Genomic DNA, 20,200 nt, shown 5'->3' on the forward strand with positions numbered 1-20,200 from the left:
CCGGCTGCCGCTGGAACACGAGGAATGTATAGTCCTCCATGAAAGAAAACACTCGGGAGAGATAAGTTTTCTTCACACAAAAGAAAATAATGCCTCTTAATACAGGATCGCCTTTTTGCATGAGTGCACGCTTGGGGCAGATCGCACAGACGGAGAAAGTACCGTGTCAGATCTCGTGACATGATACTCCACTCCCCTGGCGACCACGCAGATATCCTTTATCGTTGCCAAAGGATGAAAGGCGCCTCCAGAGGAACGCACAGACCGTCCATAACGGGTATGATACGAAGCGTATAATCAGAGATTTCTCCCTCCAGATTCACATCTGTCTCGTAAGCGATCCACCCATCCTGAAGATCTTCAGTTCGATGGAGAGGCACGATCCGCGCCTTCCCCTCTATTGGTTCGGCATAAAGCTGAACATCGAGCAATTTTGGATCGATCGTTCCGGGATGGATGAAAGCATGAGGAAATGTACCACTCTCCTTATCAGGAATAACCACCTCTCCAATCCGGAGGCTGCTCCATCCTGCCTGAAGCATTTTACTACGGTCAAAAATATCGGGGGCAGAGGAGCTATCGATCTGGTGCCGCTCTCTGTAGCGCTCTGACAGAGGCAGATAGAACGTCTCCGTATATTCGCGAACAGTGCGGTTTGCAGAAAAATGCGGTGTCAGACGAGCCATGCTCTCCCGGATTTTGGCGATCCAGGCCCGAGGAATGCCTTGTTCATCCCGCTCGAAAAACTCTGGCAAAACGTGTTCTTCCAGCAGTCGATACAGTTCCTGCGCATCGGTATGATCGAAAGCCGGGTCGCCTCCATGCTCCAACCCGTCCCCCAAAGCCCATCCGACTTCGGGGGTATAGGCTTCCGCCCACCATCCGTCCCTTTCAGAAAGATTCAGGCCACCATTCACCAGAACCTTCATGCCGCTTGTGCCGCTGGCTTCCCACGGACGACGCGGCGTATTCAGCCAGAGGTCTACGCCCTGGACCATCTTCTGTGCGAGAGCCATATCGTAATCTGCCAGAAAGACGACTTTGCCCACGATATCCTGACGCTGGCAAAAATTGACCCAGCGCGTAATCATGGCCTGCCCCTCCATGTCTTTGGGATGAGCTTTTCCAGCCAGAATGATCTGAACAGGGCGGCTTTCGTCTTTCAGAAGTCTGACAAGTCGTTCCTCATCATGCAGAATAAGATCCGGGCGCTTGTAAGTCGCAAATCGTCTGGCAAACCCGATCGTAAGTGCGTCTGGCCTGAGAGTGGGGGTTGGCAGGCACCACAATCCATCCTCTCCGACGGTACATTGTCGGGATGGAAGCTCTTCGGATAACGCCTGAAGAAGACCACGCCTTGAGGCGTATCTCATCTGCCATAAACTTTCGTCATCCAGATGACGGACAGCGTCTCCCAGGCCTTCGAGCGTTCCCTGCCAGCGTCCCTTCCCCGCTATTCTGGTCCAGAGATCGTCCGCTGCAACAGAATCCCACGTAGGGGTATGAACGCCATTGGTAACGAAGGAAACCGGAACTTCTTTTTGCGGCCAACGAGGAAACAACGGAGCAAAAAGGGAGCGGCTCACCTCTCCATGCAGCTGACTGACACCATTCACGGCACAACTGCTTTTCATGGCCAGATAGGCCATGTTGAAGAACTCATCCGTATTCTCCGGATTGAGTCTGCCGAGGGCCAGAAACTCCTGAATGGGGAGACCGAGGCGCTCTTCAGAATAAAACGTCAGATGGCTTTCGATCAATTTGGGCGGGAAAAGGTCAAATCCGGCAGGAACAGCGGTATGGGTGGTAAAAAGTGTCCCGGCCCGAGCGATAATCTGTGCTTGTGAAAACGGAATATTCAGGTCTTCTGCAATGCAGCGCGCTCTTTCCAATGCGGCGAAGGCTGCATGGCCTTCGTTCAGATGGCAGATCTCTGGTCTATGTCCGAGAACATGCAGAAGCCGCCAGCCTCCAATACCCAGAACCATTTCCTGACGCAGTCGAAGCTCGGCATCCCCTCCGTAAAGCTGCGTGGTAATGCAACGAATAGCCGGAGGGTTGGCAGGGTCATTCGTATCCAGAAGATACAGGGTTGCCCGTCCAATGACGGCCTTCCAGGCGCGGAGCCAGATTTCACCCGTCGCAGTCTGGACGGACAGGCGAAACCACTCCCCCTCAGGGGTTAGAACAGGCTGGATAGGAAGATGGGCGGGATCATTAAAGGGATAAAGGGCTTTTTGCGTACCTTCAGGCGTGATTTCCTGCCGGAAATATCCCTGTGCATACAGGAGCCCTACCGCGACAACTGGTACACCCAGATCACTGGCGGCTTTCAATTGATCGGCGGCTACATTTCCCAACCCACCTGAATAAATGGGAAGAGCCTCGCTAAGCATGAACTCCATGCTGAAATAGGCGACTTCAGACAGACTGCTGTCCGGGTGTTTTTGAGTAAACCAGGTGCGCCGTTCAAGCTCGTACTTCCGGCGCGCCATACTGGCTTTTATCAATGCCTTGGTGTCAGGGTCACTCAGAGCTGTTGCAAGGTCTGATTTGGGCGTTCTGGTCAGCGTAATCCAAGGATTGCGCGTTTTCTCCCAGAGGTCAGGATTGATACTTTCCCACAGAAGATCGGCTTCATGGTTCCAGGTCCAGTGAAGATCTAGGGCGAGAATTTTCAAAGCTGTTTCTGTCGCCCGTGACGGACGGGGTGATGTTGCAGTCATCAGACCGGAACTCCCATGGCTTTTGCCTGAAGGACATTGCCTCACGCAAGCACGTTGACCAGAAGTATAACGCACCAAAGCCAAAGAAAGACGCTTTCAGAACATCACAGACATACTTCGTGATGTCATGCTTTATTCCCGGAAGGAAAATCATATTTTCGACCACTTGCGGCCAGTTTCTCTCCAGTAATCAAGTCACGAACTACACAACGCAGGACTATTCTTGAGCGAGATCCTTCGCAGCCAGAAATGCGTAAAAGCTATTCCTGAAAGGAAAAATAGAAAATAACGCACGGCGTTCCCCTTTTCAGAGGTGATTATGAAGCACAAATCTGTCAGATATATGCGGGAACCGTGGCAAACGTGCTTCCGTGCGTGAAAGTTTCTTTTTTAGGTTGGGAGAAAACAGCATGTCGCTTGGGGTTATTATTGTTATTAGCCTTGTCGCCGCCCTGTTTATTCTGGGACCAATTCTTGTCGCTGTTGGCGCAGCGGCCTGGATCAATGATCGTTTTTTGACCCGCAAGTAATTTCAAAATCTGATTTTTCAGGAGGAAGAGAGAGGGTCTGAAGACGCCAGTGCGTCCGGTAAGAAAGAATGTTCCAGCTTGTCGGTGCGACATCCAGTAGATTTTCCCAAGTCACATCCAATCCAAGACAGACCAGAATCAGGAGCCGGACGATATCGGCGTCCGCCATTACCGCCACTGTCTCATCTTTTGTCTGGATCTTCCGAAGCCACTGCACCACGCGATGATAGACCATGCTGCGGCTTTCTCCGGCCGGCGGCACAAACTTCGGATCATGAAGCCATTTCTCCAGATCTTCTGCTGACATTGTCTTTAAAGGGCGTCCGCTCCACGCTCCATAATGACGAGAACACAACTCCGGAGCGACCGTAACTGGCTGTCCGATAGTTTCTGCCAGTTGTTCTGCTTCTTCTTGTAAAGTCCCTACAACCCATTGATCAGCCCTCGGCAATGCGAGATTTCTTAGCCCCGAGAAGTTTCGCAGAACCTTTTCGTTAGGGAAAACGCTCTGTTTTAGGCTTGGCGACATCGGCAATGCGAAACAGAAAAGCTTCATTTGGGCCGGGACGCCCAGTCAGACAGTGCTCTTTCCAACCGGTGCCACTCTTCCCCATTACGGGGTACTCCCAGCCTCAACTCGACGGGGCGTTGTGGGAAAACGCGCGTCACAATGCCTTTTTGGCACAGGAACATCCAAAGTTCAGACGCCTGTTCTGTATGGATCAAAGTAAACAAACGGGTTGATCCATACACAAGCAGTCCAGCACTGATCAGAGCGGCGTTAAGCCTTGTTCTGTCATCATCAAGACGCTTCTTGATACGGGTAATCCATGTCGTATTGGTGAGCGCCTGATACCCGACGGTCAGTGCGGGAGCACTGACAGCCCAATCACCCATAAATGTGCGCATTTGATCTGCAAGATTCTTGGAGGCCACCAAAAAACCAAGCCTTATCCCTGGCAATCCGTAGCTTTTCCCAAAAGATCTCAAAATGATCAGGCTCGGAGAAGGAAGAAGAGAAACTGTATTTTCTTCTTCAAAATCTGCAAAAGCCTCGTCTACAATCAGATAAGACCCTGATTTAGCGCATCTTTCTGAGAGCTTTCGAAGGTGTGCAATCGAGAGGTATCGTCCGTCTGGATTATTAGGGTTGCAGAGAACACAGACTTGATTCGGCTGATCAGCGGCATTTTCAAAACTGGAACAATCCGTCACGATTGAAACGTCTGCTCCTGCATTACGCCAGGATTGCTCATGTCCAGAGTATGTCGGGCCAAAAATCGTGACACGGTTAGCCTGCAATACTACTGGCAACAGCGCGATAAGCATCTGTGTTCCCGGTCCGGCAACAATCATATCGGAAGATGCAGCGCCGTAAGCTTGAGCAGCAGCCCGCCGGAGCGCTTCTTCTGCTTCCGCTTCTGGTAATCGTGTCCAATCCCCTATCGCCGCCTGATCGACAGGGTAAGCGTAAGGACTGATTCCAGTTGAAAGATCCACGAAGGGCAATGGCGCTTCGGGAAAAGATCGCATGATCTGACGAACCTGCCCGCCATGGGCTGGCATATTTTTCAGCATGGCTGCCGTCATGCTAGATCACGGCATCCGGATGAAATATGCAGGTCCATGAGCGTCTCCTTTCTCTCCCACACGATTTCCGTTGCCTGTCTCGCCTGCGCAATCGAGGCCGTTTTTGGCTATCCGGCCTGGCTGTTTCGTCTGATTGGCCATCCCGTGACGTGGGTTGGCGCTCTTATTGCCCGACTGGATCATCGGCTCAACCATTCCAATGACACTCCACGACGTCGCAAACTCAAAGGTATCATTGTTCTTGGCCTGCTGACGTCCCTTCCTGTCTTGATTGTCTTGTTGTCTCTCAAGCTTTTGAGCCTGATCGCCACTCCTCTGGAAATCCATATTCTGGAAGGGTTGGTCGCAAGTACCCTTATTGCTCAAAGATCCCTCTGGGAACACGTCCGCGCCGTTTTGTATGGCCTGAAGCTCGAAGGCCTGGCAGGAGGCAGGAAAGCTGTTTCCATGATTGTAGGGCGTGATCCCGAGCAACTGGACGAAGCCGGTGTGGTCCGGGCAGCTATCGAAAGTCTGGCTGAAAATTTCTCGGACGGGATCGTCGCACCGCTGTTCTGGGCGGCGCTTGGTGGTCTGCCCGGAGTTGTGTTCTACAAATCTATCAATACTGCGGATAGCATGATTGGCCATCTCACGCCCCGTCATGCTGCCTTCGGATGGGCCTCTGCGAAGCTGGATGATCTGATCAATCTCCCCGCTTCCCGTCTTTCTGCAGTGTGGATCATTCTTGGCGCCATGACGATGCGGCAGGCCAGTCCATTGGGGGCTTTTCAGGCCGTCAGATACGATGCCCGCCATCATCGCTCCCCCAATGCAGGCTGGCCGGAAGCTGCCATGGCAGGTGCACTGGGCCTCAAACTTGCAGGGCCCCGTGTCTATGGTGGCATGATGGTTGAAGACCATTGGATGGGCAATGGCCGATCGGAAGCGACACAGGACGATCTCGCAAGGGCACTCCGGCTCTATCGTCGAGCATGTGGGGTTCAGGGTCTTGTTCTTATCGGCCTAATGCCGTTGCTCTGGCTCTGACGCACATCAAACAGGCTGAGCCAACGATAAAAGCGCGCCCAGATCCAGACAGCTCTCCAGATGGTCAGCCCACTCGTCCAGGGCGTTTTCAACACGCTCATCTTGATCCTGCAAGGAACTGAGTGGTATCCCAAGACGTGCGAGAAGTGCTGCGCGTGCCTTGCCGCCAGAAAGCAGCCCATGCAGATACGTTCCCCAGACCTGCCCGTTTGCAGAAACGGCGCCATCAGGCTGGCCTTCAAGAATAGCAAAAGGCCGGTTGCAATCCGCTCCGGTCGTGCGGCCAATATGAATCTCGTATCCGGACAGTGCAATGTTTTCTGGAAGAAGGGTTCCGCACACTTCGGTCAGACGTTTCTCCTTTGTCAGAACCGTCTTCACATTCAGCAGGCCCAGCCCTTCCACCATTTCGCAGGAGCCTTCAAGGCCCTCTCGATCTTCAATCGTGTGGCCAAGCATCTGATACCCCCCACAGATACCCAGAACTCGACCTCCACGACGGACATGGGCCTTGAGATCTATATCCCACCCCTGTTCCCTGAAGGCCTTCAGGTCAGAAATAGTCGCCTTTGATCCTGGAAGAATAACGAGATCACACACGGGAAGTGGCCGACCCGGCGGAACAATATCCAGAGAAACGCCCGGGTCGGATTTTAAGGGGTCGAGATCATCAAAATTGGCAATTGTCGGCAGGTGCGGCACGGCTATGTGAAGGCCACTCGCAGCACCCGTGGTCGTTATAAGGTCTGAAGCGTCCTCGGCCGGCAGATCTCCGACGCGCGCCAGATGCGTGACAAGTCCAAGAGGCGGCCAACCTGTTTGCTGCGCGATAACGGTCATACCTGCAGCAAACAGCGAGGCATCTCCACGCATTCTGTTGACAATAAATCCCTTGATCCGCGCGGCATCCGTGTCAGGTAGAACAGCTTGTGTGCCCACCAGACTGGCAATCACGCCACCCCGGTCAATATCACCAATCAGAACGACGTTGACATTCGCTGCCTCAGCAAACCCCATATTAGCAATGTCATTCGCCCTGAGATTGACTTCGGACGCAGACCCTGCCCCTTCGATCAAAACAATATCCGCGTCTGCCGCCAGTCGCTGAAAAGCACTGAGAACTTCTGGTAGAAGAGCTTTTTTGACGCTTTGATATTCCCGAGCCCGAACGGTTCCGCGCATCTTTCCACAGACGACCAGCTGTGAGCCGGTTTCGCTTTGTGGCTTCAGCAAAACGGGGTTCATATCGACCGTTGGATCAACACCGCAAGCGCGCGCCTGCAAGGCCTGCGCACGCCCGATTTCACCACCATCGCGCGTTACGGCGGCGTTATTGGACATATTCTGAGGTTTGAAGGGCCTTACCTTTAGTCCACGTCGCGTCAAAGCACGGGCAATACCCGCAACCAGCACCGATTTTCCAACGCTGGAGCCGGTTCCCTGAAACATGAGAGCCCGCGTCTTCGGTACGCTACCCATCAGAATTCAAACCCGGCCTGTGCTTTGACGCCTGCGCTGAAATGATGCTTTACCAATGTCATTTCCGTCACCAGATCCGCTGCTTCCACCAAAGCAGGCTTGGCGTTTCTGCCAGTAATGACGACGTGCTGCATGGCTGGTCTGTCCTTGAGGTCAGACAGAACCTGCTCCAGCGGAAGGTAGTCATAACGCAGGGCAATATTCAGTTCGTCCAGAACCACCAAACCGACATCGTCACGCTTCAAAGCTGCTTTCGCAACCTCCCACGCGCGCTCACAGGCCGCGATATCCCTTGAGCGATCCTGTGTCTCCCATGTAAAGCCCTCGCCCATAGTGTGCCATTCAAGAAGGTCCTCAAAACGCTCCAGAGCGGACCTTTCCCCCGTCATCCAGGCCCCTTTGATGAACTGTACCACCACAACCCGTCGGCCATGACCGAGTGCCCTCAGAGCAAGGCCGAAAGCCGCCGTTGACTTCCCTTTTCCCGATCCGGTGTGAACGGCCAGAATGCCTTTTTCCACGGTCTTGGATGCGACTTCCTGGTCCTGCACATCCTTGCGTTTCTGCATTTTTTCCCGATAGCGGGCGTTTTCATCCGAATTGCTCATATCGCGTCCCTGCCTCTGCCTGCCATAACGTGAAAAAATGAACCTGACACATGCCCACGATATCCGCCTGCTGATCCCAGATCGTTGCCATTCCCATCGCGAAGGAGTGCCAGCGCAGAGTCTGTTCCCGGATTTGTCACACGGGCGTAGTGAAACTCATGCCCGCGGAAAACCGCGCCTTTCGTACCCAGAGCGCAATCCGTCTGGAGAATAGCTTCCCGGTAGCCAAGATTCATTTTCCGCTTTGCGAAACTTGTCTCATGGCTGAGAAGGCCGGTCATCTGATGGATTATGCCATCAGCATCTTCAAGCGCCCGTCCCAACACCATGAAGCCTCCACACTCTCCATGAACCGGGCGAGTTCGGGAGAAAGCTGCAAGACGTCTGATAAACTGATCTGCCGCAGCCAGAGAGCCTGCATGCAGTTCCGGATATCCACCGGGAAGCCAGCAGGCGTCGCAGCTCTTATCAGGCCCCTCATTGGCGAGTGGCGAGAACGGGATCAGTTCTGCACCGGCCTGCCGCCAGCTTTTTGCAACATGTCCGTAAAGAAAGGAAAATGCAGTATCATCTGCAATGGCGATCCGTTGTCCAGGTGGCAGGACGGCAAGCTCTCCTCTGTCCTGCGCGTTCAGTGGGGATGCGGTCTGAAGAACACTATCGAGATCAAGCGATTCTTCCGCTCGCCTTTGAAGGCGCTGGAGAAGCTCTTCTAACGTCGCCTGTTCTCGTGCCTGCACCAGTCCAAGATGCCGTTCTGGCAATTTTAGAGACGAATCACGCATAAAGGCCCCCAGAACCGGGATACCAGCCGCAAGCACAGCCTCACGCGCCATGGAAAGATGACGGGGGGACGCAACCTGGTTCAGAACAACACCCGCAACACGAACATCCGGGTCCAGTGTTGCGAAGCCATGTGCGATGGCGGCGGCTGATTGTCCTTGCCCTGAGATATCCAGCACCAGCACAACCGGAATACCGAAACGTGCCGCGATATCCGATGGTGCTCCGCGCGACTTTTCAGGCCCGAGCAGCCCATCAAACAATCCCATAGCCGCTTCAACCACAAGCAGGTCCGCCTCCTCGGCGGATCGGGCGAGCATGGTTTCCAAAAGGCTGGGCGTCATGGCCCAACTGTCCAGATTGAGACTGGAACGTCCTGTCACAACCTCATGGAACGCAGGGTCTATATAGTCTGGCCCGGTTTTCGCCGCCTGTACGGCAATGTTTCTTCCGCGTAGAGCCGCCAGCAGCCCGAGGGTCGTCGTGGTCTTCCCTCCGCCTGAACGGGGAGCGGCAATCATGATAGCGCGTGTCATTTCTTGCCTTCGTTCAGAGTGTGTGGCTCGCTTTCAGGCATAAATATCGTATTCTGTACATGATGACTGCCCAAGCGCCCCCACTCCGATATGGCTGGACGACCGGAAGCTGCGCTACTGCGGCGGCCAAGGCAGCATGGACGGCTTTGAAGACGGGTCAGTTCCCTGATCCGGTCCTCATTACGCTTCCTGGCGGCAAATCGGCCAGCTTCGTTCTGGCTGGCCACGGCTTCAACGAAAACGGAGCCTGGGCGGCTGTCGTCAAGGATGCGGGCGATGACCCGGATGTGACGCATGGCGCTCTCATTCATGCGGCGGTACGGAAGTGTCCATCGGGAAACGGTGTGACATTCGTAGCGGGTGTCGGTGTCGGCACCATTACCCGTCCCGGTCTGCCTCTGCCGCCCGGAGAGCCCGCCATAAACCCTGTTCCCCGCCAGATGATTATTCGCGCGCTTGAAGACGTTTCCGGATCGGATGTTGCCGCGGAAGTGACTGTGTCCGTCGAAAACGGGATCACTTTGGCGAAAAAGACACTGAACAGTCGGCTGGGGATTGTTGGCGGTTTGTCTATTCTGGGTACAACAGGAATTGTCGTCCCTTTTTCCTGCTCCGCATGGATCGACAGTATCCATCGAGGCATTGACGTCGCGCGTGCCCTTAATCTTCCCCACTTGGCTGCTACCACTGGAAACGTCTCTGAACGTGCTGTTCAGGAACTTTACGGGTTGCCGGAGACCGCTCTGATCGAAATGGGAGATTTTGCAGGCGGTGTTCTCAAATATATCCGGCGCCATCCGGTTCCACGTCTCACGATCGGGGGCGGTATTGCGAAAATGACGAAACTGGCTCAAGGCCGGATGGATCTGCATTCCAAGCGTGGAAGCGCCGACATGACTGCCCTCGCGGCGCTGGCGACGACTGCTGGTGCCGCCTCGGACCTGGCGGAGGCCATTGCCCTCACGCCAACCGTTGCAGAAGCTTTTCTGCTCGCATCCCAGGCGGGGATCCCGCTTGGGGACCATATCGCCAATGTTGCACGACAATTTGCCCTCAGCGTTCTGGAAGGCAGTAATGTCATGCTGGATGTGCTGGTATTTGACCGGCAAGGGCAGTGCGTTGGGCGCAGTCATCCAGTGGGTAACCCACCTCTGAAACGTCTCTGATACTCGGGGTCATACAGCGCACTTTCACGAAATTCTTCCGCGCCAAGAGCAGGCCCCACCAGAACAAGCGCGGTCCGTTCGACGGGGCTTTCGGCCGCTTTTTCCAGCAATGTGCCAAGTGTTGCCCGAATGGTAATTTGGTCCGGCCATGTTGCCCGTGCAACGACTGCCACTGGGCAGTCTGCCCCATAAAACGGCAGCAACTCCTTTACGATCCGCTCAAGCGCATGGACTGCAAGGTGGATGGCGAGCGTTGCTCCCGTCGCTGCATAAGCTGCCAATGTTTCCCGGGGAGGCATGGACGATGCACGCCCGCTGACGCGGGTGAGTACGACAGTCTGCGCCACTTCGGGGACTGTCAGTTCTTTACCGAGAACAGACGCGGCCGCAGCGAAAGCAGGCACACCAGGTGTCATGGTCCAGGGAATACCCAACCTGTCCAGACGACGGGTCTGTTCGGCGATCGCACTGTAAATGGAAAGATCCCCAGAGTGGAGACGCGCAACGTCCTGCCCGGCTTCATAAGCTCGAACATATTCCTGCTCGATCTGGTCCAGAGAAAGCGGCGCAGTGTTTACTTTGCGGACGTCCTGAGGGCAATGCTCCAGCATTTCCTCAGGGACGATGGAGCCCGCATAGAGACAGACTGGGCAGGACGCCAGAAGATCACGGCCACGAAGTGTCAGAAGATCGGCTGCGCCAGGACCAGCGCCAATGAAATGAACCGTCATCCGTTCTCTATCCCTGTCGTGTCTGATGATATCGCAAGTGCGCAGGTCACGTCTCTGTTGCTCTGTCGTGTAACGAGCAGGCAGCTTTTGGGCCCTGCTCCAGCAAGAGCGCACGCCTCGGCCACGGAACTGAAACCGGTTTTTTCGAAAGCGATTGCTGAATGAGTTTCACATTCTACCTGTCGTTCAGCCATGTCCTGCGCGCTAATCCAGACCAGTTCAACTTTCAAAATTTTCGCCAGAGCAGAAATGGCTGACTCCCCTTTTCTGAAGGCCGGAGCAGCGAGCCTGGCCAATGAGTGACCAGCCGAAACACGTTGGACCAGCGACAACAAAGCATCTGTGTTGATGCCTGACCGACAGCCAATACCTGCAACAATCATTCATTGTCCCCTGAGATTGTCGTTCCATACTGGGTGACTCGCATGGCGGGCCGAAATGCATGGAGACGACCTACCGCGTCGAGCCGTTCAATGCCGATGCGCGTTAGTGTGCCACCATATTTCGTATGTTGAGCCGCCAGTATGGCCTCTCCTTCAAGCGTCACAGCGTTGGCGACAAGACGTCCTCCCACGGGGAGTGCCTTGCGCGCCTGCATGAAGATATCCTCGCTGGTGAGGCCCCCGCCAATGAACACGGCATCAGGACGATCCAGAGACACAAGCGCCTCGGGCGCACGACCCTCTACGACCTGCAAACCGGGAACGCCCAGCGTCAGAGCGTTGCGGCTGATCCGGGCTGCGCGTTCTGAATTCTGTTCAATAGTGATCGCGCGATTTGAGGGGTGGCGCAGCATCCATTCAATCGCGACCGATCCGGCCCCTCCTCCAATGTCCCACAGAACCTCCCCCGCTCTCGGCGCAAGCGTGGAGAGGGTGATGGCACGAATTTCGCGCTTGGTAATCTGCCCGTCATGCTCGAACAGATCATCATCAAGGCCAGAAGCCAGTGGAATGATCTGCGCGTCTTTATCTGCCTCGACCTCAATTCCGATCAGATTGAGATCCGAGACAGGCAATGTACCATCTTCTGCCCGGAAACAGTGTATGCGTTCGTCAGGGCCTCCAAGATGCTCCAAGACATGAATTCGGGACTTTCCAAACCCTCGATCCGCTAGAAAGCGGCAGACCATTCCGGGTGTATTCCCATCAGCAGAAAGGACAACCAGTCTCAGAGCAGGTTGTAGGTGCGGTGCAAGTGTTTCCAAAAGTCTCCCGCATAGCGAAAGGACACGAACGTCTTGCTGTGACCATCCAAGACGGGCACAGGCCCAGGCGATTGAAGATGGTGCGGGTATGCAGATCAGTTCTCCGGATTCAAGATGCCTGGAAAGCGTGCTTCCGACACCAAACAAGAATGGATCTCCCGAAGCCAGAACGGTTACGGGTTTTCCGCGCATCTCCAGAACACGCTGTATCCCGTCAGAAAACGGCGAACCCCAAGTTTCTGTTGCTCCCCGGATCACGCTGCCCGCCAGCCTCAGATGACGCTCTCCGCCGAAAACGACTTCCGCCTTAGCGATGATCTGACGTGCCAGAGAGGAAAGCCCCTCGACACCATCCTCGCCAATTCCGATAACGCTGAGCCATGGGGCTGTCATCGGCCGGCTCCGGCAGAGGGACCAATTCTATGCGCGTTCTGATCCTTGGGGGCACTACCCAAGCCAGCCAACTGGCTCAGTTGCTTGGCTCTCATGACGAGTATGACACCATTTTTTCCCTCGCCGGGGTAACGAAAAATCCGGTTTTGCCAACTATTTCGGTGCGAATTGGTGGGTTTGGTGGAGCGGACGGACTGCGTGATTTCCTGCGGGACCAGAGCGTGGGGACCGTTGTGGATGCCACGCATCCTTTTGCAGCCCAGATGAGCCGCCATGCTGCGATGGCCTGTGCCCGCAGCGGTATTCCCTTGCTTCGGATAGACCGCCCAGCTTGGACGGAAGTCGAGGGAGATCAATGGACGCATGTTTCGGGCATTGATGAAGCTGCGGCGGCGCTTGGAGATGCTCCCCAGACCGTCTTTTTGACGACGGGTCGGAAGGATCTCGGCCCGTTTCAACGCGCCTCTCAACATCATTACGTCCTGCGTAGTATTGACGCGCCTGAACCGTCGTCCCTGCCGCAGAATGTGCTGCTTCTTCTGGCTCGCCCGCCATTTACCGTTGCCAGTGAAATGGCCCTCATGAAAGATCACGCCATTGAGGTGCTGGTCACGAAAAATGCGGGCTCCGAGGCGACGTCCGCCAAGCTTGCCGCCGCTCGAAACCTTGGGTTGCCGGTTATCATGATTGATCGTCCGGTATTGCCATTGGCAGAGACTGTCGCGACCGTCGATGAGGCACTTCTTTGGCTGCAAAAGCATCGTCATGCTGGAACTGACCGAGACGTGTAGAGCCAGGCTTCTCCCTGAGGCCTCTTAATCTTCCGGGTCAGTTCACTGCCGATCAAAACCAGTGTGCTCATATCAACACACTCTGGATCAGCATTCGTCAGATCCGTGAGTGTGAGGCGTTCATCGGGACGTCCAATGGCACGGGCAAACGCAACTGGCACTGTACCCGGCAGACAGGTTCGGAGAATATCCAGCGCCTCACCAAGCTGCCAAGGCCTCGCTTTGGATCGTGGATTGTACAGTGCAATCACAAATCCGGCCTCTGCGGCCAGCCTTAATCTGCGGCAAACAACATCCCATGGTTTGAGATTGTCTGACAGGGACATGACACAAAAATCGCCCCCCAAAGGTGCACCGATCCGGGCCGCCGCCGCGAGGACGGCTGACACGCCGGGAATCACAGTGACCTCGGTAGTCCGCCATAGCTCCAATCCATGGTCGATCGCCTCAAACAGCGCGCTGGCCATGCCAAAGACGCCGGCATCACCGCCTGAAACGATCGCGACGCAACGTCCCTGCCCTGCAAGTTCCAGAGCATGTCGGGCGCGATCCAGTTCCACCCTGTTGTCAGAGGGGTGACGCACAACGGTTTCGGGTAGTTCAAGACGGGCTACGTAGGGCCCATAGCCAATCACGTCCGTTACCAGAGATAGCGCCTTGCGCGCTTCTGGCGTCTGCTGATCCGGATTACCCGGCCCGAGTCCGATGACGAAAATGCGACTCATCGGATACCACGGCGTCCTGGCAGGAGAGCAAGGGAAAAATAGGGTGCAGGTTCGGACATGTCCGCCAGAGGCATGACGCGGGCATCATCCTGCGTTCCACGCTCAACGTAGACAGCATCCTGCATCCTGCCAGCGCGTTTCAGAGCTGCCTCAAGTTTGGGAAGATTGCGCCCAAGCTTCATCACGACGGCCGCATCCGCCTTTTCAAGCCAGTGAGCCAGATCATCTTCCGGCATAGTGGCAGGCAGGACGCACAACACATCGTCACCATGGGTCATGGGAAGCGCGGCTTCCGTCCAGCATCCACTCATGCCCGTGATGCCGGGAATGACCTCACAGGGAATACCGGCTTTCAGACGATCAAACAGATACATCGCAGACCCGTATAGAAACGGATCTCCCTCGCACAGGATCGCCACGTCTCGCCCAAGCTGGATTTCGGCTTCGATCCGGGTCGCACAGTCATCATAGAAAGATGACATATCAGGGTGATAGGACGGATCATTGACCTGGCGTTCTATGGTAAACGGATACGCAAATCGCAATTCGCGCGTCCCTTCCACAATATGAGCATCCGCGATACAGCGCGCATGGCCCATCCGGTCATGCCGACAGAAATACGCGATTGTCGGAGACTGGGCGATGACCTTCGCCGCCTTGAGCGTCATGAGTTCCGGATCACCCGGGCCCACACCCACAACATAGACCGTAGCGTCTGTCATTCGGCTTCACTAGCGAGTGCATTGATGGCTGCGGCAGCCATTGCACTTCCTCCCAGACGCCCGCGAACAATCACATGCGGCAAGTCTGATCTTTCAGCCAGGGCATCCTTGGATTCAGCGGCCCCAACAAATCCTACTGGCATACCGATAATGGCTGCAGGTCGTGGGCCGCCCGCGTCAATCAGTTCCAGAAGATGGAACAAGGCGGTCGGGGCATTCCCGATTGCAACAACGGCTCCCTCAAGCTGGTCTCCCCACAGATCGAGAGCAGCGGCTGAACGCGTATTCCCAATGGTCCGTGCGAGTTCCGGCGTGCGGGGATCACGCAGAGTACAGATTACAGCGTTATTCGCTGGAAGCCGTGCTCGTGTCACACCATGTGCGACCATCTCTGAATCACACAAAATGGGCTTACCTGCTTTCAAAGCGTCTCGTGCAGCCCTCACGAGGTCGGCGGTCATGCTGACTGAACCTGCGACATCAACCATCCCGCAGGCATGAATGATGCGAACCACGATCTGTGCCTGTTCGGGTGTGAAAGCAGACAGGTCCGCTTCGCCCCGGATGGTGGAAAAGGATCGGGCGTAAATGGCAGCGCCATCCCGGATGTAGTCGTAAGAATAAGGTCCGGCGCTCAAGCCTGTATCTCCTTCAGTTCGCGGGATAGCAGGCCCCGGATTTCGGGTAAGTCCCTGTCGGCCCACGAGACCGTATCTTTCGTGCACCCATTGCGCACAGCATCATATCGTCCGTTTCTGGCAATGAGCGTCATATCTGCTGCGCCGGGATGAGCGCATCCTTTTACGCAGCCTGAAACATGCAGCACACAGCCAGGAGGAACGTCAGATGCCAGAGCCAGGGCAGTTTCGGCAACATCCTCTGTTGCTCTTTCACATCCTGACACACCGACACATGCTTCAATCCGAAGGCGCGGGTCAGCAGCGTCCACGATAAAATCAGGATGGTTTGTGGTATTTTCAGGCATGATGACACCTCGCCAAGGCGTCACGCGCAAACGGTCTTCTCCGAGCTGTTCGGCCAAAAAACTGAAGTCAGCAGCCTGCAGCCTACCGAACGGAAGCCCCATTCCGACCCGGTGTCCGGGAAGTTTGCCCACAGGAAGCACGAAAACAGGAACAGGTTCGGTTGGAAGATATTTCCGGAACCCTACCTTCTCCAACAAGGCTTTTGTGGCGCCATCATTATGGGCTGGACGCCTGATGTCTGGCTGTCTGGCGAACGCATCAGAGAGGGCTACAACCCTTTGGACCGCCAGTTCTTCGTCCAGGACCTCCGTTGTCAGGCCTCCACAGCGTACGGCCCACCCATCCTGCTGCGCCTGAAGAACTATATCGGCGAAAAGGGCTCCTGGAGGCACAAAACCGCCGCCATCCACACCCCACCCGAACTTGCCACTCAGGCTGTCAAGCCGATCATGCGCTAAGAGCTCGACCTGAAGTCTTCTGGAGACCAGAAGTGTATCAGGATGGCAGGCCGGATCATGTTCAGCCAAGGGGGAAACAAGAACTGCCCGTCTTCGCTCCCGTGCCGGGTTAGGGTCAGCGATTCCGCATTCCACTGCGATGTTACCGGCCAAATGAGCACCGTCCAGCGAGAAACCACGAAGTTGCAGGTTTCCCCGGTTCGTCAGTTCGATTGTACCATTTCCATGTTCAGACGCGATTGCGGCTATCGCGCGCGCCTGCCTTGCATCAAGCCCCTCTATTGGAGGTCTGATCCGCACGAGAAAACCGTCGCGAGCCTTCATCGGCGCAAAAAGATCGGGACACCAGCCACGGATCAGAGAGGTATCGCTCATCCCTGCTCCCCCTCCAGAAACGCTGTTACGCTATTGCTTCGGGGATGCCACAGGCCGCGACGGATCATGCCCTGAAAGCGCTCTCGCATCGCATGTCGCGCCTGCGGATTGGCGCGTTCCAGGAACGTATCGCAGGTTTCGTCTCCAAGTGTAGCCGCAAAGACAAGATCAAATTGGTGATCGAACCGCGTTGGCACCGTTGCCGCGAAGGCGCATAGTGCATCCAGCCCACGCGCCATTTCCGCGGCCCCACGATAATCATGGCGCCGCATACCCTCCAACCACCGCGGGTTTGCCAAGCGCCCCCGGACGATCCGCGCAACTTCCGCTTCAGTATCGCGCAGACGTGGTGCGTCCGGACGGGATGTGTCGCCATGCCAGAGGGCAGGATCTGCTCCAAGCATCTCAGCAGCGGCAAAAAGCCCCCCCTCATGTGCCGCTACGTCAGAGCTCTCTAGAATATCGGTTTCCGCATGGTCCTGAACATGCAGAATAGCATCCGTCTGTTTGAGCTTTTCTGCCAAAGCTGCCGCATTCCGCGTACCGTCACGCCCCCCCCCATACATCCAGTCATTCCCTTCAAGATAGGACTGACCGAGTTCACACCGCGTCTCCCACGTTCCTCTTGCCAGCATTTCCTCAATACCGGTTCCGTACGTTCCCGGAGCGGCTCCGAAGATCCGTGCTGTTGCCGCTTTTCGCTCTTCTCCTTCAAGATCGTGGACACTGGCGGCGAGAGGGTTCCACTCTTCCCCTTCTTCGCGGGCAGAGACGGCCTGAACGGCCTGATCGAACAAGGCAATCTGACCGGGAAAAGCATCTCGGAACAGACCCGAAATTCTGAGTGTGACGTCTACCCGTGGCCTATCCAGAACAGCGATTGGCGTAACCTCAATTCCGGAAACACGCCCACTGGACGCATCCCAGAGAGGTTCAACGCCCATCAGAAGAAGCGCCAGTGCCAGATCCTCTCCACCAGTCCGGAGCGTAGAAGAGCCCCACAGATCCATCACGATGCGCAGGAGTGGTTCGCCCTCTTCCTGAAGATGTCGCAAAAGGATCTGCTGCGACTGCGCTCTTGCCAATTCCACAGCGGATGCCGTTGGCACGGCCCGAGGGTCCATGGTGAACAGATTACGGCCAGTCGGAAGAACATCTACTCGTCCCCGGGTCGGTGCGCCCGAAGGACCAGGTCGAACAAGGCGTCCTTCCAATCCAGCAAGCAGCGAAGCCATTTCCGCGTCCGCACTGGCTTCAATCAAGGAGGCAATCTCGCCCGCTGGCGTCTGAGCGACCGAAGACACCATCGTCGCGAGCCTGTCTGCATGAGGGGCGATTTTCCCGAAAACATGTAGCCCATCCCGGATCTGAAGATCTTTCACATCACAAAGATAGGCATCCAGACGGGCCAGAGCCTCGGCTTCATCCCCCTCGCCCGCTTTTACACCGCTTTCTGCCAGCAAGCCCATTCCGGATGCACGGTCCAGAATGGCACGCCGCAGGATGGCACCCCGTCGGCGGTCCAGGCCGTCGGCTTCCGCGAATTCATCAATCAACTGCTCCAGTTCGGCCATCCCGGCATCGAGCCCCGCCTTCATGACAGGTGGCGTCATGTGACCGATGGTAACAGCACCAAGACGCCGTTTGGCAGCCGCAGCCTCCCCTGGATTATTGACGATAAAAGGATAGAGGACAGGCAATGCTCCCCGCAGAACAGCAGGAGCACAGCCTTGCGACAGTGCAACGGCTTTTCCCGGTAGCCACTCCAAAGTGCCATGCGTTCCAAGATGAACCATTACGTCAATCTGGCACACTTGACGCAGCCAGAGATGAAACGCGACATAGGCATGACGCGGGGGCGTATCAGGATCGTGATACTGTGCCTTGCGGTCCAGTGCTGCGCCACGATCAGGCTGGACTGCGATGACTATATGCCCAAGTCTCAGGGCTTTCAGGCAGAAGCCATCGTCCTGAAAAGCGGCGTCGTCCTCTGGCTCGCCCCATGCGGTCAGAACAGACTGCCGGAACTGGTCCGGCAAAGTTTCAAACGCTTCCCGATACTCCTGAAGGCTCAGAAGCTGTTGGACTGGCTTGTTACATAACGAGTTTGCAAACTGGGTTTTGGACCATGTTTCGGCGCCCCCGCAACTGTACCCTTCGTCTTTCAGTGCTTCCACAATGGCACACAGACTGGCAAACGTATCCAGGCCAACGGCGTGAGCCGACTGGCCCTCTGCGCTTGGATAGTCAGACAGGATCAAGGCCAGATGTCTGCTTTCGGGCTTCAGATTCCTCAGTCTTGCCCACGCATTTGCCTGGGCGACAACAGCCGATATGCCTGCCGGATAAGGATCATGCCTCGCTGCATCCCCGGGAGCCGTTTCTGACTTGAACGAAATAGGTCCTGCCAGAAGCCGCCCATCCAGTTCGGGAAGAACAACCTGCATCGCGAGATCGGATTGAGACAGGCCGCGTCCGCTCTCTTCCCATGACTGACAGGTTGAATTGGGTTGCAACACCTGAAGGACCGGCACATCCGCGTCGTCCAGTGGAGAACATCCGCCCTCTCCTCGAGCAGAAAAGAAGGTTGCATTCAGGATGATGTCGGGGCGTGACTGGGTCAGATGATGACGCAGGTATTCGGCGACGTCAGGATTTTTGAGAGAGGAAACATAGAGCACGTCTGCCGAGAGACCAGCCCTCTCCAAGGCATCTGCCAGACAGTCGATGGGCGCTGTATCTGCGGCAAGAAGATGGGCGCGATAGAAAACAACTGTTGTCTGCAAAGAGAGGTTGGGCTTTCCGGCGCGATATAGCCCGGCATATGGCACAGGCTCCGGCATCCCAGCCAGATCTGCGCCACATCCGGCAAGATGTGCCATCAGAATCAGTGCACGGCGGGTGTTGTCCGGGCCTCCTTCTTTCAGAAAGCCCGTGAGCCGTTCATGATCGGTCGCGTGAACATTGGACCATTCTTCCAGCCTTGCGTCCTGACGAGCATCTCCCGGTAACAAGGCTAGCGAAATGGACTTTCTGGCACAGGAGTTTCTGACTTCTTCCGCACCATATCGCCAGTAATCAATCCCCCCCAGAAGACGCACCACAACACAATGCGCTTCAGAAAGTGTCTGTTCGATATACAGATCGACGGACATCGGATGTCTGAGCCGCGAGAGATTGACCAATCTCAGTGAGAAGCCAGCCCCTCCCTGGGACGAGGCGTTCAGCTTTTCGTAGGCCTGTTCCAGCGCCAGAAGATCACTGTCCGAAAAAGACAGGAACACGACGTCCGTTGGCGCATGGTCGAGATCCTCGGCCACGTCCTGATCGTCTATTCCATGTCGTTCGCGGACAAGAAGATGCAT

General features: G+C 55.8%; 17 protein-coding genes. 3 read left to right on the forward strand and 14 right to left on the reverse strand.

Annotated features, from left to right (window positions below; all coding sequences use genetic code 11):
- Positions 1–218: 218 nt before the first annotated feature.
- The 3 genes from glgP to cobD all read right to left on the reverse strand — a co-directional run bounded on the left by glgP (position 219) and on the right by cobD (position 4,846).
- The gene (gene glgP, locus HKD32_RS08820) at positions 219–2,726 is read right to left on the reverse strand and encodes an alpha-glucan family phosphorylase (RefSeq protein WP_061930710.1); all 2,508 of its coding nucleotides are present in this window, start codon (positions 2,724–2,726) and stop codon (positions 219–221) included.
- Between the two features lie 501 nt (positions 2,727–3,227).
- Positions 3,228–3,812, reverse strand: a complete 585-nt coding sequence (locus HKD32_RS08825; protein WP_337905508.1) for a histidine phosphatase family protein — start codon at positions 3,810–3,812, stop codon at positions 3,228–3,230.
- Entirely contained in the window at positions 3,809–4,846 is a 1,038-nt protein-coding gene (gene cobD / locus HKD32_RS08830; RefSeq protein WP_061930705.1) for a threonine-phosphate decarboxylase CobD, read from the reverse strand. Before cobD ends, HKD32_RS08825 begins: the two co-directional genes overlap by 4 nt.
- Before the next feature lie 36 nt (positions 4,847–4,882).
- Here cobD and cbiB point away from each other — a divergent pair, with 36 nt between their 5' ends.
- Positions 4,883–5,875 carry an adenosylcobinamide-phosphate synthase CbiB gene (gene cbiB / locus HKD32_RS08835; protein WP_061930702.1) on the forward strand — a complete coding sequence of 331 codons (993 nt, stop codon included), beginning with the start codon at positions 4,883–4,885 and terminating at the stop codon, positions 5,873–5,875.
- A gap of 6 nt (positions 5,876–5,881) precedes the next feature.
- On the opposite strand, the gene HKD32_RS08840 is transcribed toward cbiB, so the two are convergent.
- Genes HKD32_RS08840 through HKD32_RS08850 form a run of 3 tightly spaced genes read right to left on the reverse strand, consistent with a single transcriptional unit; the run spans position 5,882 to position 9,281 of the window.
- On the reverse strand, positions 5,882–7,324 hold the full coding sequence (locus HKD32_RS08840) for a cobyric acid synthase (protein ID WP_061930698.1): 1,443 nt from the start codon (positions 7,322–7,324) through the stop codon (positions 5,882–5,884).
- Positions 7,325–7,353: 29 nt separating this feature from the next.
- Positions 7,354–7,962, reverse strand: a complete 609-nt coding sequence (cobO, locus tag HKD32_RS08845; RefSeq protein WP_194257864.1) for a cob(I)yrinic acid a,c-diamide adenosyltransferase — start codon at positions 7,960–7,962, stop codon at positions 7,354–7,356.
- Entirely contained in the window at positions 7,959–9,281 is a 1,323-nt protein-coding gene (locus HKD32_RS08850; RefSeq protein WP_061930151.1) for a cobyrinate a,c-diamide synthase, read from the reverse strand. The genes cobO and HKD32_RS08850 overlap by 4 nt, the downstream gene beginning before the upstream one ends.
- Here HKD32_RS08850 and HKD32_RS08855 point away from each other — a divergent pair.
- Positions 9,275–10,447, forward strand: coding sequence for a cobalt-precorrin-5B (C(1))-methyltransferase (locus HKD32_RS08855; RefSeq protein WP_061930148.1), 1,173 nt, complete (start codon positions 9,275–9,277; stop codon positions 10,445–10,447). The two genes, HKD32_RS08850 and HKD32_RS08855, sit on opposite strands and share 7 nt — an antisense overlap.
- Here HKD32_RS08855 and cobM read toward each other — a convergent pair.
- Genes cobM through HKD32_RS08870 form a run of 3 tightly spaced genes read right to left on the reverse strand, consistent with a single transcriptional unit; the run spans position 10,411 to position 12,778 of the window.
- Entirely contained in the window at positions 10,411–11,178 is a 768-nt protein-coding gene (cobM, locus tag HKD32_RS08860; RefSeq protein ID WP_061930145.1) for a precorrin-4 C(11)-methyltransferase, read from the reverse strand. The genes HKD32_RS08855 and cobM overlap by 37 nt on opposite strands.
- On the reverse strand, positions 11,175–11,561 hold the full coding sequence (locus HKD32_RS08865) for a cobalamin biosynthesis protein (protein ID WP_082905308.1): 387 nt from the start codon (positions 11,559–11,561) through the stop codon (positions 11,175–11,177). The genes cobM and HKD32_RS08865 overlap by 4 nt, the downstream gene beginning before the upstream one ends.
- Positions 11,558–12,778, reverse strand: coding sequence for a bifunctional cobalt-precorrin-7 (C(5))-methyltransferase/cobalt-precorrin-6B (C(15))-methyltransferase (locus HKD32_RS08870; protein ID WP_061930143.1), 1,221 nt, complete (start codon positions 12,776–12,778; stop codon positions 11,558–11,560). Before HKD32_RS08870 ends, HKD32_RS08865 begins: the two co-directional genes overlap by 4 nt.
- Positions 12,779–12,807: 29 nt before the next feature.
- Here HKD32_RS08870 and HKD32_RS08875 point away from each other — a divergent pair, with 29 nt between their 5' ends.
- Positions 12,808–13,569 (forward strand): cobalt-precorrin-6A reductase, encoded by a 762-nt coding sequence (locus tag HKD32_RS08875; protein WP_061930139.1) that lies wholly within the window; start codon positions 12,808–12,810, stop codon positions 13,567–13,569.
- Here the strand turns inward: HKD32_RS08875 and cobJ are convergent.
- Genes cobJ through cobN form a run of 5 tightly spaced genes read right to left on the reverse strand, consistent with a single transcriptional unit; the run spans position 13,542 to position 20,200 of the window.
- Positions 13,542–14,294, reverse strand: a complete 753-nt coding sequence (gene cobJ / locus HKD32_RS08880) for a precorrin-3B C(17)-methyltransferase (protein ID WP_061930136.1) — start codon at positions 14,292–14,294, stop codon at positions 13,542–13,544. The two genes, HKD32_RS08875 and cobJ, sit on opposite strands and share 28 nt — an antisense overlap.
- Positions 14,291–15,016, reverse strand: a complete 726-nt coding sequence (locus tag HKD32_RS08885; RefSeq protein ID WP_061930132.1) for a precorrin-2 C(20)-methyltransferase — start codon at positions 15,014–15,016, stop codon at positions 14,291–14,293. The genes cobJ and HKD32_RS08885 overlap by 4 nt, the downstream gene beginning before the upstream one ends.
- Positions 15,013–15,654 carry a precorrin-8X methylmutase gene (locus HKD32_RS08890; protein WP_061930129.1) on the reverse strand — a complete coding sequence of 214 codons (642 nt, stop codon included), beginning with the start codon at positions 15,652–15,654 and terminating at the stop codon, positions 15,013–15,015. Before HKD32_RS08890 ends, HKD32_RS08885 begins: the two co-directional genes overlap by 4 nt.
- Positions 15,651–16,835, reverse strand: coding sequence for a precorrin-3B synthase (gene cobG / locus HKD32_RS08895; protein ID WP_061930126.1), 1,185 nt, complete (start codon positions 16,833–16,835; stop codon positions 15,651–15,653). The genes HKD32_RS08890 and cobG overlap by 4 nt, the downstream gene beginning before the upstream one ends.
- A complete protein-coding gene (gene cobN / locus HKD32_RS08900) occupies positions 16,832–20,200 on the reverse strand; it encodes a cobaltochelatase subunit CobN (protein ID WP_061930123.1) in 3,369 nt (1,122 codons plus the stop codon). Before cobN ends, cobG begins: the two co-directional genes overlap by 4 nt.

The sequence above is a fragment of the Gluconobacter japonicus genome (genome assembly GCF_015244665.1).
GTDB classification, from domain to species: domain Bacteria; phylum Pseudomonadota; class Alphaproteobacteria; order Acetobacterales; family Acetobacteraceae; genus Gluconobacter; species Gluconobacter japonicus.

Excerpts from the sequence above, each read along its gene's own strand:
- HKD32_RS08885 (WP_061930132.1), bottom strand. The coding sequence starts at position 15,016 with ATGACAGACGCTACGGTCTATGTTGTGGGTGTGGGCCCGGGTGATCCG.
- cbiB (WP_061930702.1), top strand. The coding sequence starts at position 4,883 with ATGAGCGTCTCCTTTCTCTCCCACACGATTTCCGTTGCCTGTCTCGCC.
- cobJ (WP_061930136.1), bottom strand. The coding sequence starts at position 14,294 with ATGAGTCGCATTTTCGTCATCGGACTCGGGCCGGGTAATCCGGATCAG.
- HKD32_RS08825 (WP_337905508.1), bottom strand. The coding sequence starts at position 3,812 with ATGAAGCTTTTCTGTTTCGCATTGCCGATGTCGCCAAGCCTAAAACAG.
- cobN (WP_061930123.1), bottom strand. The coding sequence starts at position 20,200 with ATGCATCTTCTTGTCCGCGAACGACATGGAATAGACGATCAGGACGTG.
- cobM (WP_061930145.1), bottom strand. The coding sequence starts at position 11,178 with ATGACGGTTCATTTCATTGGCGCTGGTCCTGGCGCAGCCGATCTTCTG.
- HKD32_RS08865 (WP_082905308.1), bottom strand. The coding sequence starts at position 11,561 with ATGATTGTTGCAGGTATTGGCTGTCGGTCAGGCATCAACACAGATGCT.
- cobG (WP_061930126.1), bottom strand. The coding sequence starts at position 16,835 with ATGAGCGATACCTCTCTGATCCGTGGCTGGTGTCCCGATCTTTTTGCG.
- HKD32_RS08875 (WP_061930139.1), top strand. The coding sequence starts at position 12,808 with ATGCGCGTTCTGATCCTTGGGGGCACTACCCAAGCCAGCCAACTGGCT.
- cobO (WP_194257864.1), bottom strand. The coding sequence starts at position 7,962 with ATGAGCAATTCGGATGAAAACGCCCGCTATCGGGAAAAAATGCAGAAA.
- HKD32_RS08850 (WP_061930151.1), bottom strand. The coding sequence starts at position 9,281 with ATGACACGCGCTATCATGATTGCCGCTCCCCGTTCAGGCGGAGGGAAG.
- glgP (WP_061930710.1), bottom strand. The coding sequence starts at position 2,726 with ATGACTGCAACATCACCCCGTCCGTCACGGGCGACAGAAACAGCTTTG.
- HKD32_RS08840 (WP_061930698.1), bottom strand. The coding sequence starts at position 7,324 with ATGTTTCAGGGAACCGGCTCCAGCGTTGGAAAATCGGTGCTGGTTGCG.
- cobD (WP_061930705.1), bottom strand. The coding sequence starts at position 4,846 with ATGACGGCAGCCATGCTGAAAAATATGCCAGCCCATGGCGGGCAGGTT.
- HKD32_RS08870 (WP_061930143.1), bottom strand. The coding sequence starts at position 12,778 with ATGACAGCCCCATGGCTCAGCGTTATCGGAATTGGCGAGGATGGTGTC.